General features: G+C 57.7%; 13 protein-coding genes. 11 read left to right on the forward strand and 2 right to left on the reverse strand.

From position 1 onward, the window contains the following. Positions 1 to 58: 58 nt before the first annotated feature. From eno to ispD, 3 genes are all read left to right on the forward strand, one after another. The gene (gene eno, locus PMI36_RS12720) at positions 59 to 1,348 is read left to right on the forward strand and encodes a phosphopyruvate hydratase (RefSeq protein ID WP_008072676.1); all 1,290 of its coding nucleotides are present in this window, start codon (positions 59 to 61) and stop codon (positions 1,346 to 1,348) included. Positions 1,349 to 1,519: 171 nt separating this feature from the next. Then, the gene (gene ftsB / locus PMI36_RS12715; protein ID WP_007907178.1) at positions 1,520 to 1,798 is read left to right on the forward strand and encodes a cell division protein FtsB; all 279 of its coding nucleotides are present in this window, start codon (positions 1,520 to 1,522) and stop codon (positions 1,796 to 1,798) included. Continuing rightward, on the forward strand, positions 1,795 to 2,502 hold the full coding sequence (gene ispD, locus PMI36_RS12710; RefSeq protein WP_008072677.1) for a 2-C-methyl-D-erythritol 4-phosphate cytidylyltransferase: 708 nt from the start codon (positions 1,795 to 1,797) through the stop codon (positions 2,500 to 2,502). The genes ftsB and ispD overlap by 4 nt, the downstream gene beginning before the upstream one ends. Before the next feature lie 154 nt (positions 2,503 to 2,656). On the opposite strand, the gene PMI36_RS12705 is transcribed toward ispD, so the two are convergent. Further along, a complete protein-coding gene (locus tag PMI36_RS12705; protein WP_008072678.1) occupies positions 2,657 to 3,553 on the reverse strand; it encodes a LysR substrate-binding domain-containing protein in 897 nt (298 codons plus the stop codon). Positions 3,554 to 3,659: 106 nt separating this feature from the next. Between PMI36_RS12705 and PMI36_RS12700 the strand changes: the two genes are divergently transcribed. The 8 genes from PMI36_RS12700 (at position 3,660) to rpoS (ending at position 10,964) form a co-directional block, all read left to right on the forward strand. Next, positions 3,660 to 4,772 (forward strand): S-(hydroxymethyl)glutathione dehydrogenase/class III alcohol dehydrogenase, encoded by a 1,113-nt coding sequence (locus tag PMI36_RS12700; protein WP_007907184.1) that lies wholly within the window; start codon positions 3,660 to 3,662, stop codon positions 4,770 to 4,772. 8 nt (positions 4,773 to 4,780) lie between these two features. Further along, the gene (fghA, locus tag PMI36_RS12695) at positions 4,781 to 5,626 is read left to right on the forward strand and encodes an S-formylglutathione hydrolase (RefSeq protein WP_008072679.1); all 846 of its coding nucleotides are present in this window, start codon (positions 4,781 to 4,783) and stop codon (positions 5,624 to 5,626) included. A 212-nt stretch (positions 5,627 to 5,838) separates the two neighbouring features. Next, complete coding sequence (gene ispF / locus PMI36_RS12690) at positions 5,839 to 6,312, forward strand: 2-C-methyl-D-erythritol 2,4-cyclodiphosphate synthase (RefSeq protein WP_007907189.1); 474 nt, start codon at positions 5,839 to 5,841, stop codon at positions 6,310 to 6,312. Then, complete coding sequence (truD, locus tag PMI36_RS12685; protein ID WP_008072681.1) at positions 6,309 to 7,367, forward strand: tRNA pseudouridine(13) synthase TruD; 1,059 nt, start codon at positions 6,309 to 6,311, stop codon at positions 7,365 to 7,367. Before ispF ends, truD begins: the two co-directional genes overlap by 4 nt. Further along, on the forward strand, positions 7,355 to 8,104 hold the full coding sequence (surE, locus tag PMI36_RS12680) for a 5'/3'-nucleotidase SurE (RefSeq protein ID WP_007907194.1): 750 nt from the start codon (positions 7,355 to 7,357) through the stop codon (positions 8,102 to 8,104). Before truD ends, surE begins: the two co-directional genes overlap by 13 nt. 41 nt (positions 8,105 to 8,145) lie before the next feature. Continuing rightward, positions 8,146 to 8,781 carry a protein-L-isoaspartate(D-aspartate) O-methyltransferase gene (locus PMI36_RS12675; RefSeq protein ID WP_173667553.1) on the forward strand — a complete coding sequence of 212 codons (636 nt, stop codon included), beginning with the start codon at positions 8,146 to 8,148 and terminating at the stop codon, positions 8,779 to 8,781. 211 nt (positions 8,782 to 8,992) lie between these two features. After that, complete coding sequence (locus PMI36_RS30725) at positions 8,993 to 9,850, forward strand: peptidoglycan DD-metalloendopeptidase family protein (RefSeq protein WP_008072686.1); 858 nt, start codon at positions 8,993 to 8,995, stop codon at positions 9,848 to 9,850. Between the two features lie 106 nt (positions 9,851 to 9,956). Continuing rightward, positions 9,957 to 10,964, forward strand: coding sequence for an RNA polymerase sigma factor RpoS (gene rpoS / locus PMI36_RS12665; RefSeq protein ID WP_008072688.1), 1,008 nt, complete (start codon positions 9,957 to 9,959; stop codon positions 10,962 to 10,964). Positions 10,965 to 11,448: 484 nt separating this feature from the next. Here rpoS and fdxA read toward each other — a convergent pair whose 3' ends face one another. Further along, on the reverse strand, positions 11,449 to 11,772 hold the full coding sequence (fdxA, locus tag PMI36_RS12660) for a ferredoxin FdxA (RefSeq protein WP_003222178.1): 324 nt from the start codon (positions 11,770 to 11,772) through the stop codon (positions 11,449 to 11,451). Between the last annotated feature and the right edge of the window lie 87 nt (positions 11,773 to 11,859).

Below are 11,859 nucleotides of genomic sequence, written 5' to 3' on the forward strand. Positions count from 1 at the left end.
GACGATAAAGATTTCCTTCAGCTGCGTCGTTTTCGTCAACTTTGGAGTGTTCACAACAATGGCAAAAATCGTCGACATCAAAGGTCGTGAAGTTCTCGACTCCCGTGGCAATCCCACTGTGGAAGCAGATGTGCTTCTCGATAACGGCATCATCGGCAGCGCTTGCGCGCCATCCGGTGCTTCCACTGGCTCGCGTGAAGCACTCGAGCTGCGTGATGGCGACAAGAGCCGTTACTTGGGCAAAGGCGTTCTGAAAGCCGTCGCCAACATCAACGGTCCGATCCGCGACCTGTTGCTGGGTACCGACCCAAGCGACCAGAAAGCGCTGGATCACGCGATGATCAAGCTGGACGGCACCGAAAACAAAGCGACCCTGGGCGCCAACGCGATCCTCGCCGTTTCCCTGGCCGCGGCCAAGGCAGCAGCACAGGACCAGGACCTGCCGCTGTACGCTCACATCGCTAACCTGAACGGCACCCCGGGTGTTTACTCGATGCCGGTTCCGATGATGAACATCATCAACGGTGGCGAGCACGCCGATAACAACGTCGACATCCAGGAATTCATGGTTCAGCCAGTCGGCGCCAAGTCTTTCTCGGAAGGTCTGCGCATGGGCACCGAGATTTTCCATCACCTCAAAGCTGTACTGAAGGCTCGTGGTCTGAGCACTGCCGTTGGTGATGAAGGTGGTTTCGCACCGAACCTGGCCTCCAACGAAGACGCTTTGAAAGTGATCTCCGAAGCCGTGGCCAACGCCGGTTACAAGCTGGGCACCGACGTGACCCTGGCTCTGGACTGCGCAGCCAGCGAATTCTACGAAGACGGCAAGTACAACCTGTCCGGCGAAGGCCAGGTGTTCACCGCTGAAGGTTTCGCTGATTACCTGAAAGGTCTGACCGAGCGTTACCCGATCATCTCCATCGAAGACGGTCTGGACGAGTCCGACTGGGCGGGCTGGAAAATCCTCACCGACAAAATCGGCGAGAAGACTCAGCTGGTGGGCGACGACCTGTTCGTAACCAACACCAAGATCCTGAAAGAAGGCATCGACAAAAAGATCGCCAACTCGATCCTGATCAAGTTCAACCAGATCGGCACTCTGACCGAAACCCTGGAAGCGATCCAGATGGCCAAGGCCGCTGGTTACACCGCCGTCATCTCGCACCGCTCCGGCGAAACCGAAGATTCGACCATTGCCGACCTGGCTGTGGGCACTGCGGCTGGCCAGATCAAGACCGGCTCCCTGTGCCGTTCCGACCGTGTTTCCAAGTACAACCAATTGCTGCGTATCGAAGAGCAGTTGAATGGCAAAGCCAAGTACAACGGTCGTAGCGAGTTTCGCGGCTGAGTGATAAACGATAAAAAGACACCGGATTGTGTCGGAAAAATCGCAGCAGCGATGGATTTGCCACTAATCTGATGCCTTAAGAGCACAAGCCTGGTTCTTCCAGGCTTCGTGCTATCAGAAGCTTCAAAGTTTTGGCATGGCTGTTTTTTTTCACTGGATACCTGATATTCGATGCGCAGTCCCAATTGGTTGTTTCTCGTCTTGCTCTTGCTGCTGGCCGGCCTGCAGTACCGCCTGTGGGTGGGTAATGGCAGTCTGGCGCAAGTGGCCGAGCTGAAGCAGCAGATTGCGGATCAACACGCCGAGAACGAGGCGTTGCTGGAGCGCAATCGGGTGATGGACGCCGAAGTCAGCGAATTGAAAAAGGGCATGGAGACCGTTGAAGAACGGGCTCGTCATGAGTTGGGCATGGTCAAGGACGGTGAAACCCTTTACCAGTTGGCCCAATGATTAATTCGTTACCGGCCTTCTGGGCCGTGATTCCTGCCGCGGGCGTCGGTGCCCGTATGGCCGCGGACCGTCCCAAGCAATACTTGCAACTGGGCGGGCGCACTATTCTCGAACACAGCCTCGGCTGTTTCCTTGATCATCCTGCCCTGAAGGGGTTGGTGGTCAGTCTTGCAATCGACGATCCTTACTGGCCGAACCTGGCATGTGCTGCCGATCCGCGTATTCAGCGGGTCGAAGGTGGCGCCGAGCGCTCCGGGTCGGTACTCAATGCCTTGCTGCATTTGCATGCCCAAGGCGCTGACGATGAGGATTGGGTGTTGGTGCACGATGCTGCACGACCGAATCTGGCGCGTGATGATCTCGATAAATTGCTCAGTGAGCTGGCCGACGATCCGGTGGGCGGTCTGTTGGCCGTGCCGGCGCGCGATACCCTCAAGCGGGTCGACAAGCATGGGCGCGTGCTGGAAACGGTGGATCGCAGCGTGATCTGGCAGGCCTATACGCCGCAGATGTTTCGCCTTGGCGCATTGCATCGGGCATTGGCCGATAGTCTGGTGGCCGACGTTGTCATCACCGATGAAGCTTCGGCCATGGAATGGGCGGGTTTGGCGCCGCGCCTGATTGAAGGGCGATCCGATAACATCAAAGTCACTCGCCCCGAAGACCTTGAATGGTTGCGCCAGCGATGGGCTAACCGTCGCTAAGCCCGAGTCGCGCCTTTCGCGAGCAAGCCCGCTCCCTCATTTGATCTCCGTCGGTTACGTGTTTGGGGTATGACACAGAACCAATGTGGGAGCGGGCTTGCTCGCGAAAGCGGTGGTCCAGTCAACGAATCTATCGCTGAATGCATTGGCAGGTCTAACCACGATACTCCGGCCGTTCAGCCAACCCTTCCTTCAAGTAGTCCACCAACTTGCGCACCTTCGGCGACAGATGCCGTTGCTGCGGATAAAGCGCCCACACGGCGGTGTTCGGCGGTTGGTGGGCTTCCAGCAGTGAGATCAATTCGCCGTTTTTCAGGTATTCCAGCACGTAGTAATCCGGTAACTGACACAACCCAACCCCTTGTAATGCGGCATCCAGCACTGCCTGCCCACTGTTGCAGCGCCAGTTTCCCTGTACTCGCTGGGAAAATTCCCGCCCGTTCTGTTCCAGTTGCCAGATGTCCGAGCTACCGATGAGGCAGTTATGGCGACTCAATTCCGACAAGCTGTGTGGGCGACCATACCGTTCCAGGTAGGACGGTGAGGCGCACAGGTACATGCGCCGTGGTGCCAGGCGCGTCGCGACCAATCTGGAATCCTGCAAGCGGCCGAGGCGGATGGCCAGGTCCAGCCCTTCATGCACCAGATCGAGCGGGCGATTGCTCAGCTCGATGTCGACGCGCAGTTGTGGATACAGCCCCATGAAGCGAGTCACCAGCGGCACGATGAATCGTTCGCCGTAGGCCACGGCACAGGTCATGCGCAGCATGCCCTTGGGTTCGCTGGTCAGGTCGCCGACAGCGCGCAAGGCTTCTTCGCGACCGTCCTGCAAACGCTGACAATGTTGCAAAAAGGTTTGCCCGGCCTCGGTCAAGGTGACTCGGCGGGTGCTGCGATAGAGCAAACGGGTTTGCAGGCGCTCTTCCAGCCGTACGATTTGGCGACTGATATGAGAAGAAGACACCCCAAGGCGTTCGGCCGCGGCAGTGAATTGGCTGCACTCAGCGACGGCGACGAACTCATCAATGCCTTCCCAGCGGTTTTCGGACATCAGGATTATCCCTGTGTGGCAATAATGTTTTGCTTTTGTCCTGATTATTCATCGTAAGGCGCTGCATTACACTCATTGTCTTGTTTTTATTCACTGGAGAGTCAGCATGATCAAGTCGCGCGCCGCCGTTGCCTTCGAGGCCAAGAAACCCCTCGAAATCGTTGAAGTCGATGTCGCCATGCCCAAGGCTGGGGAAGTTCTGCTGCGCGTCGTCGCCTCCGGTGTTTGCCATACCGATGCCTATACCCTCTCGGGCGCGGACCCGGAAGGTATCTTCCCGTCGATCCTGGGTCACGAAGGTGGCGCGGTGGTCGAAGCGATCGGCGAGGGCGTGACTTCGGTCGCGGTTGGCGACCATGTGATCCCGCTGTACACCCCGGAATGCGGCAAGTGCAAATTCTGTCTGTCGGGCAAAACCAACCTCTGCCAGGCAATTCGTGCGACGCAGGGTAAAGGCCTGATGCCGGATGGCACTTCGCGTTTTTCCTACAAGGGCGAAACGATTTTCCACTACATGGGTACCTCGACTTTTTCCGAGTACACCGTGCTGCCGGAAATCTCCGTCGCCAAAATTCCTAAAGAAGCACCCTTGGAAAAAGTGTGCCTGCTGGGTTGTGGCGTCACCACAGGCATCGGCGCGGTAATCAACACCGCCAAGGTCAAACCGGGTGACACCGTCGCCATTTTCGGTCTGGGCGGCATCGGTCTGTCGGCTGTGATTGGCGCGGTCAAAGCGAAGGCTGGGCGGATCATCGCCATCGACATCAATCCGGCCAAGTTCGAGATCGCCAAGCAATTGGGCGCTACCGATTGTGTAAACCCGAAAGACTTCGATCGTCCGATTCAGGAAGTGATCGTCGACATGACCGATGGCGGCGTCGATTTTTCCTTCGAATGTATCGGCAACGTCCAGTTGATGCGTGCTGCACTTGAGTGCTGCCACAAAGGTTGGGGTGAGTCGGTGATCATCGGCGTGGCCGGTGCCGGTCAGGAAATCTCAACCCGTCCGTTCCAGTTGGTGACCGGTCGCGTCTGGCGCGGTTCGGCGTTCGGTGGTGTGCGCGGGCGTACCGAGCTGCCGAGCTATGTCGAAATGGCCCAGACCGGCGAGATTCCGCTGGATACCTTCATCACCCATACGATGGGCCTGGAAGATATCAACAAGGCGTTCGACCTGATGCATGAAGGCAAGAGCATCCGTTCCGTCATTCATTTCTGAGGTCGGTCATGAGCCTGGAAAATATCTCCTGCCAGAAAAGCTTCGGCGGCTGGCACAAGCGCTATCGGCACCGCTCCGACGTGCTCGGTTGCGACATGGTGTTTGCCGTGTACCTGCCGCCGCAAGCGGAGCAGGGCGGTAAGCTGCCGGTGCTGTACTGGTTGTCCGGCCTGACCTGCACCGACGAGAACTTCATGCAAAAGGCCGGCGCCATGCGCATGGCCGCCGAGCTGGGGCTGATCATCGTCGCACCGGATACCAGCCCACGCGGCCCAGATGTGCCGGGTGACCCGGATGGCGCCTGGGACTTCGGTCTCGGTGCCGGTTTTTATCTGAATGCCACTCAGGAACCCTGGTCCCGGCACTATCGGATGCATGATTATGTCGTGCAGGAATTGCCGGCATTGGTCGAAGCGCATTTCCCGACATCGGACAAGCGTGGCATCAGTGGTCACTCCATGGGCGGCCACGGTGCGTTGGTCTGCGCGTTGCGCAATCCGGGGCGTTATCTGTCGGTGTCGGCGTTCTCGCCGATCAACAATCCAATGGATTGCCCTTGGGGCCAGAAAGCCTTTTCCCGTTACTTGGGAGAAGACCGTTCGAAGTGGCGCGAATGGGATGCCTGTGCATTGATCGCCGAGGCTGACGAGAAGCTGCCGCTGCTGGTCGATCAGGGTGATCGCGATGATTTCCTGGCCACCCAGCTCAAGCCTGAAGCCTTGCAACAGGCCGCCAAACTGGCGGATCATCCGTTGACGTTGCGTCTGCAACCGGGCTACGACCACAGTTATTTCTTCATCGCCAGCTTCATTGACGACCACCTGCAACATCATGCGCGCGCGCTAAGCGCGTAGGGTCTGTTGACGTTCGGTGACGGCCGCGTTGCGCGCCAAGTTGCGCGATGCTGCGTTGCGGGATTTGCCAAGGGAACAACCATTGGCTGTATCCCGCGCCTTGCCTCGCACAACTTGGCACTGCAACGCGGCTCGCCACCAAACGTCAACAGACCCTAATGTCCGACAAAGCAGGTAGAATCACGCCCTGACAAAAATCGGGGCGTTTTTTTATGCGTATTGGCCACGGCTATGATGTGCACCGTTTCGCTGAAGGCGATTTCATTACTCTGGGCGGCGTGCGGATTGCACACGGCTTCGGGCTGCTCGCCCATTCTGACGGCGACGTCCTGCTGCACGCCTTGAGCGACGCGTTGCTCGGCGCTGCCGCGCTGGGTGATATCGGCAAGCATTTTCCGGACACCGACCCGCAATTCAAGGGCGCCGACAGCCGTGTGCTGTTGCGTCACGTTGTCGCGCTGATCCACGCCAAGGGCTGGAAAGTCGGCAACGTCGATAACACCATCGTCGCCCAGGCCCCGAAAATGGCCCCGCATATCGAATCGATGCGCGCACTGATTGCCGCGGATCTTCAAGTTGAGTTGGATCAAGTGAACGTGAAAGCTACCACCACCGAAAAGCTTGGCTTTGTCGGTCGCGAAGAAGGCATTGCCGTGCACTCCGTTGCCTTGTTGCTGCGCGCATGAACGAGGCGCAATTGCTTGGCCCCCGGGCCTATGGTGAAGCCCTGGGCAGCGCGGTACTGAAAGCCACAGCAGAAGATTTCCAGGTCGACGAAGTCCTTGATATCCCCCTCAGTGGTGACGGCGAACACCTGTGGATCTGGGTGGAAAAGCGCGGTCTGAATACCGAAGAAGCGGCACGTCGCATCGCCAAGGCAGCGGGTGTGCCGTTGCGCACCGTCAGCTATGCCGGCCTCAAGGACCGTCAGGCGCTGACGCGCCAGTGGTTCAGTGTGCAACTGCCGGGCAAGGCTGATCCTGATCTGTCGGCGGCGGAAAACGACACGCTGAAAATCCTCAAGACCGGTCGGCATAAACGCAAACTGCAACGCGGTGCCCACTCGGCCAACGGCTTCACCTTGCGCTTGACCCAGTTCACCGGTGACAAGGCGGCGATCGAAGAGCGTCTGCAACTGATCGCCAAACAAGGTATTCCCAATTATTTCGGCGCCCAGCGATTCGGCTTTGATGGCGGCAACGTCGTCGACGCCCGTGCCTGGGCCGCGCGAAAGGCCCTGCCGGAGCAGCGCAATGTGCGTTCGCGCCTGCTCTCCACCGCCCGTAGTTTTCTGTTCAATCAAGTGTTGGCGGCGCGCGTCGCCGATGGCACCTGGCAGCGCGCGCAGGTGGGTGATCTGCTGGCGTTCACCGACAGCCGCAGTTTCTTCCCGGCGGGTGAAGCCGAATGCAGCGATCCTCGTCTGGCGATTCTCGACCTGCACCCGACCGGCCCGCAGTGGGGCGAAGGTGACTCGCCGACGTCAGGCGCAGTCCATGAACTGGAGCAGGCAATCGCCGCGCGCGAAGCGGATCTGCGCGATTGGTTGATTAACGCCGGAATGAGCCACGAACGTCGCATCCTGCGGCTGCCCATTGGCGGGTTGACGTGGCATTATCCCGAGCCTGACATTCTGCAACTGGAATTCGTCCTGCCGGCCGGATGCTTCGCCACCGTATTGGTGCGTGAACTCGTCGATCTGGTGCCGGTGGGGCAGACGGACAGCCCATGCGTATTCTGATTTCTAACGACGATGGGGTAACCGCACCCGGTCTCGCCGCGCTTTATGCTGCGCTGGCGGATTACACCGAATGCGTGGTTATCGCCCCGGACCAGGACAAAAGCGGCGCCAGCAGCTCGCTGACGCTCGACCGTCCGTTGCACCCGCAAACCCTGGCCAACGGCTTTATCAGCCTTAACGGCACACCCACCGACTGCGTGCACCTGGGCCTTAACGGCTTGCTGGAGCTCGAGCCGGACATGGTGGTTTCCGGCATCAACCTGGGGGCCAACCTGGGGGATGATGTGCTGTATTCCGGCACTGTGGCGGCGGCCCTCGAAGGGCGTTTCCTTGGGCGTCCTTCGTTTGCCTTTTCGCTCGTCTCACGGCAAGTAGAGAACCTTCCCACAGCCGCTTATTTTGCGCGCAAACTGGTAGAGGCTCACGCGGACCTTGATCTGCCACCGCGCACGGTACTGAACGTGAACATTCCCAACTTGCCGCTGGAGCACATCCGGGGTATCCAGCTGACCCGCCTCGGCCATCGCGCCCGCGCCGCGGCACCGATGAAAGTGGTCGACCCGCGGGGTAAATCCGGTTACTGGATCGCCGCGGCGGGGGACGCTGAAGATGGTGGCCCGGGTACCGATTTCCATGCGGTGATGCAAGGCTATGTTTCAATCACGCCACTGCAACTGGACCGCACCTTTAATGATGCCTTCAGAAGTCTCGATGGCTGGCTGGAGGGTCTGCGTTAATGGCTCGTGAACAAGATCATATTCTGCATCGCGGTATCGGGATGACCTCGCAACGGACCCGTGAGCGTCTGATTCAGCGCCTCTATGAAGAAGGAATCTCCAACGCCAAGGTGCTGGAAGTCATCCGCCGCACCCCGCGTCACCTGTTCGTCGATGAGGCGTTGTCTCATCGAGCCTATGAAGATACGGCGCTGCCGATCGGGCATAACCAGACCATCTCCCAGCCTTATATGGTGGCGCGCATGAGCGAGCTGCTGCTGGAGGCTGGTCCGTTGGACAAGGTAATGGAAATCGGCACCGGTTCGGGTTACCAGACGGCAGTGCTGTCGCAATTGGTCGAGCGGGTTTTTTCCGTGGAGCGCATCAAGGTTCTGCAGGACCGGGCCAAGGAGCGCCTGGTGGAACTGAACCTGCGCAACGTGGTGTTTCGCTGGGGCGATGGTTGGGAAGGCTGGCCGGCATTGGCGCCTTACAACGGCATCATCGTCACCGCCGTGGCCACCGATGTGCCTCAGGCACTGCTCGATCAGTTGGCGCCGGGTGGGCGACTGGTGATTCCGGTCGGCTCCGGTGAAGTTCAACAATTGATGTTGATCATCCGTGAGGAACAGGGCTTTTCCAGACGTGTTCTGGGGGCGGTGCGCTTTGTCCCATTACTCAATGGGCCGTTGGCCTGAGCATTTGTTTCAGCGCGCTGAATTCTCTTCGAATGCCCGGGTCTTACAGCTGCATCGATTGGTTAAACGCAATTCATCTTCAGACAGCAAACGTGTGCGCGAAGCGAATCCGCTTCATTAAAGTTAAAGCTTGTTCGGCCCGTTATACTTGCGACATTTCGTGCCGGAGCACGGCAATCCATATTTTCAGCCACCACAAAGGGAGCGGCGGGTGAGTCTCACAGTCATTGCGCAGCGAATGGGTATAACGAGCTTTCAGCGTCTGGTGACTGGCCTTGTCTTGAGTACCTTGCTGGTCGGATGTTCCAGCACCAAATCAGGTAGTGCGAGCGTCGTCGATCGCAACAAGGCGGTCGCCCAGCGTCCGGCCGTGACCACCGGCCAATATGTTGTCCGACCCAAGGACACTTTGTTCTCCATCGCTTTTCGCTACGGTTGGGACTACAAAGCCCTCGCAGCACGGAACAACATTCCTACGCCTTACACGATCCATCCGGGTCAGACAATTCGCTTCGACGGTCGCAGCGGTTCAACGCCCACGGCGGTAGTGAGTTCGTCCAGTTCCTCGCCTTCGTCGTCGAGTAAAACCACCGTAATTCGGCGCCAGGCAAATGGCGCTACAACCACTACAACAGTGCTTGCACCGTCCGTCGCCAACAAGCCGGCACCCGCTCCACTGCCTCCCGCCGGTCCGGCCCCGACGGGCTGGGGGTGGCCTTCTAATGGCATTCTGATTGGTAAATTCTCTTCAAACGGTAGTTTGAATAAAGGAATTGATATCGCCGGAGATTTGGGACAGCCTGTTTTAGCTGCGTCTGATGGGACGGTGGTATACGCCGGGAGTGGCTTAAGGGGCTACGGCGAATTAGTCATCATCAAACACAGCGACACCTACGTCAGTGCCTACGGACATAACCGCAGGCTGTTGGTTCGGGAGGGGCAGCAGGTCAAGGTCGGACAGACAATTGCCGAAATGGGGTCAACGGGTACAGACCGGGTGAAACTGCATTTTGAGATTCGCCGACAAGGTAAACCTGTAGATCCGCTGCAATTCCTGCCACGTCGTTGATTTGTTAGCCAGCCTGTTCCGTCACGTAGAGGGAACAGGCTCCAGCGTTGCCAGGGATCAAGGCGCCGCTTGAGCTTGAGGTCGAACTCACCAAAGGACTATAACAATGGCTCTCAGTAAAGAAGTGCCGGAGTTTGACATCGACGATGAGGTTCTCCTGATGGAGACCGGCATCGCCACGGACTCGATGTCGAATGATGAAGGGGATGCACCACCTTCCGTTCGCGCCAAATCCAAACACTCCGCTTCGCTTAAGCAACACAAGTACATCGACTACACACGGGCACTCGATGCCACTCAGCTGTACCTCAACGAAATCGGCTTTTCCCCATTGCTCTCCCCGGAGGAAGAAGTTCATTTTGCGCGCTTGTCGCAAAGTGGCGATCCGGCCGGGCGCAAGCGCATGATTGAAAGCAACCTGCGACTGGTGGTGAAAATCGCCCGTCGTTACGTCAATCGTGGGCTGTCGCTGCTGGACCTGATCGAAGAGGGCAACCTCGGCCTGATCCGGGCAGTAGAAAAGTTCGATCCTGAACGCGGTTTCCGCTTTTCGACCTACGCCACCTGGTGGATTCGTCAGACCATCGAGCGCGCGATCATGAATCAGACCCGGACTATCCGGTTGCCGATCCATGTGGTCAAAGAGCTTAATGTGTACTTGCGGGCTGCACGGGAGCTGACTCAAAAGCTCGATCATGAACCCTCACCCGAAGAAATCGCCAACCTGCTGGAGAAACCGGTAGGCGAGGTCAAGCGCATGCTAGGCCTGAACGAGCGGGTTTCTTCGGTCGACGTCTCGCTGGGTCCGGATTCGGATAAAACCCTGCTGGACACCCTTACCGATGACCGCCCGACCGATCCATGCGAACTGTTGCAGGACGACGACCTGTCACAGAGCATCGATCAGTGGCTCTCGGAGCTGACCGACAAGCAACGCGAGGTGGTCATTCGCCGCTTCGGCTTGCGAGGTCACGAGAGCAGCACGCTTGAAGACGTAGGCCTGGAAATCGGCTTGACCCGGGAGCGGGTCAGGCAAATCCAGGTTGAAGGCCTCAAGCGTCTTCGGGAAATTCTCGAGAAAAACGGCCTGTCGAGTGAGTCGCTGTTCCAATAAGCAATTCGTTCAACCGGTAACAAATAGCCCCAACTGGTTTGGGGCTTTTTGTTGCCGGGAATATGAGAGGTGCGTTGTTTTTTGCACCACCTCAGGTTTGTAGTCTCGTGTTGTAAGTCTTTGCTTACTCTTTCGTAAGTGTTCGTTATTTTTACACCCTGGCAGTTGTCTATTTAACCTGTGGTTCTTATTTATCTTATTGATTTATATGGTTATTTTTTTAGATTGACGGCATGTGACAGTCGATTTCAGCGACAGAGGCCGATTGCTCTTGGTGGGGAATTCTCTAGTATCTGAACTGTGTCGACGGATAGACACGCCCTTCAAGGAAGAGGGGAACGGACATCGCAGGAAGCGATTCATCAGGACGATGAAAAGGAACACAAGGAATAGGGAAAAAATGTGGGCGGGTCATACCGCCCCTTTTTTTGCCCGCAGAAAAGCAAAAAGGCCCACAAGGGGCCTTTTCGAGAACACGGGGTAATCAGCGTTCGAGGTCTTTGATCTTGCCTTTGACGCCATCCCACTCTTCGGCATCGGGCAACGATTCTTTCTTCTCGGTGATGTTGGGCCAGATTTCCGCCAGCTCAACGTTCAGCTGAATGAATTCCTGCATATCTTCCGGAACTTCATCTTCGGAGAAGATGGCCACAGCAGGGCATTCTGGTTCGCACAGGGCGCAGTCGATGCACTCATCCGGGTGAATCACCAGGAAGTTCGGGCCTTCGTAAAAGCAGTCCACCGGACAGACTTCTACGCAGTCGGTGTACTTGCACTTGATGCAGTTGTCGGTGACGACGAAGGTCATTTCTAATTTTCTCCTCAGGCGGCGGCAGCGGAGCCCCTTCACGTTGGGGTCGCCAGGTTCGGGAGCGATAGTCTGCAGGTCAGGCTA

Origin of the sequence: Pseudomonas sp. GM79 (assembly GCF_000282495.1) — a bacterium.
GTDB lineage: Bacteria > Pseudomonadota > Gammaproteobacteria > Pseudomonadales > Pseudomonadaceae > Aquipseudomonas.

What these genes read in the sequence shown, in the direction of transcription:
- eno (WP_008072676.1), top strand. Translation starts at nt 59, where the DNA reads ATGGCAAAAATCGTCGACATCAAAGGTCGTGAAGTTCTCGACTCCCGT.
- ftsB (WP_007907178.1), top strand. Translation starts at nt 1,520, where the DNA reads ATGCGCAGTCCCAATTGGTTGTTTCTCGTCTTGCTCTTGCTGCTGGCC.
- ispD (WP_008072677.1), top strand. Translation starts at nt 1,795, where the DNA reads ATGATTAATTCGTTACCGGCCTTCTGGGCCGTGATTCCTGCCGCGGGC.
- PMI36_RS12705 (WP_008072678.1), bottom strand. Translation starts at nt 3,553, where the DNA reads ATGTCCGAAAACCGCTGGGAAGGCATTGATGAGTTCGTCGCCGTCGCT.
- PMI36_RS12700 (WP_007907184.1), top strand. Translation starts at nt 3,660, where the DNA reads ATGATCAAGTCGCGCGCCGCCGTTGCCTTCGAGGCCAAGAAACCCCTC.
- fghA (WP_008072679.1), top strand. Translation starts at nt 4,781, where the DNA reads ATGAGCCTGGAAAATATCTCCTGCCAGAAAAGCTTCGGCGGCTGGCAC.
- ispF (WP_007907189.1), top strand. Translation starts at nt 5,839, where the DNA reads ATGCGTATTGGCCACGGCTATGATGTGCACCGTTTCGCTGAAGGCGAT.
- truD (WP_008072681.1), top strand. Translation starts at nt 6,309, where the DNA reads ATGAACGAGGCGCAATTGCTTGGCCCCCGGGCCTATGGTGAAGCCCTG.
- surE (WP_007907194.1), top strand. Translation starts at nt 7,355, where the DNA reads ATGCGTATTCTGATTTCTAACGACGATGGGGTAACCGCACCCGGTCTC.
- PMI36_RS12675 (WP_173667553.1), top strand. Translation starts at nt 8,146, where the DNA reads ATGACCTCGCAACGGACCCGTGAGCGTCTGATTCAGCGCCTCTATGAA.
- rpoS (WP_008072688.1), top strand. Translation starts at nt 9,957, where the DNA reads ATGGCTCTCAGTAAAGAAGTGCCGGAGTTTGACATCGACGATGAGGTT.
- fdxA (WP_003222178.1), bottom strand. Translation starts at nt 11,772, where the DNA reads ATGACCTTCGTCGTCACCGACAACTGCATCAAGTGCAAGTACACCGAC.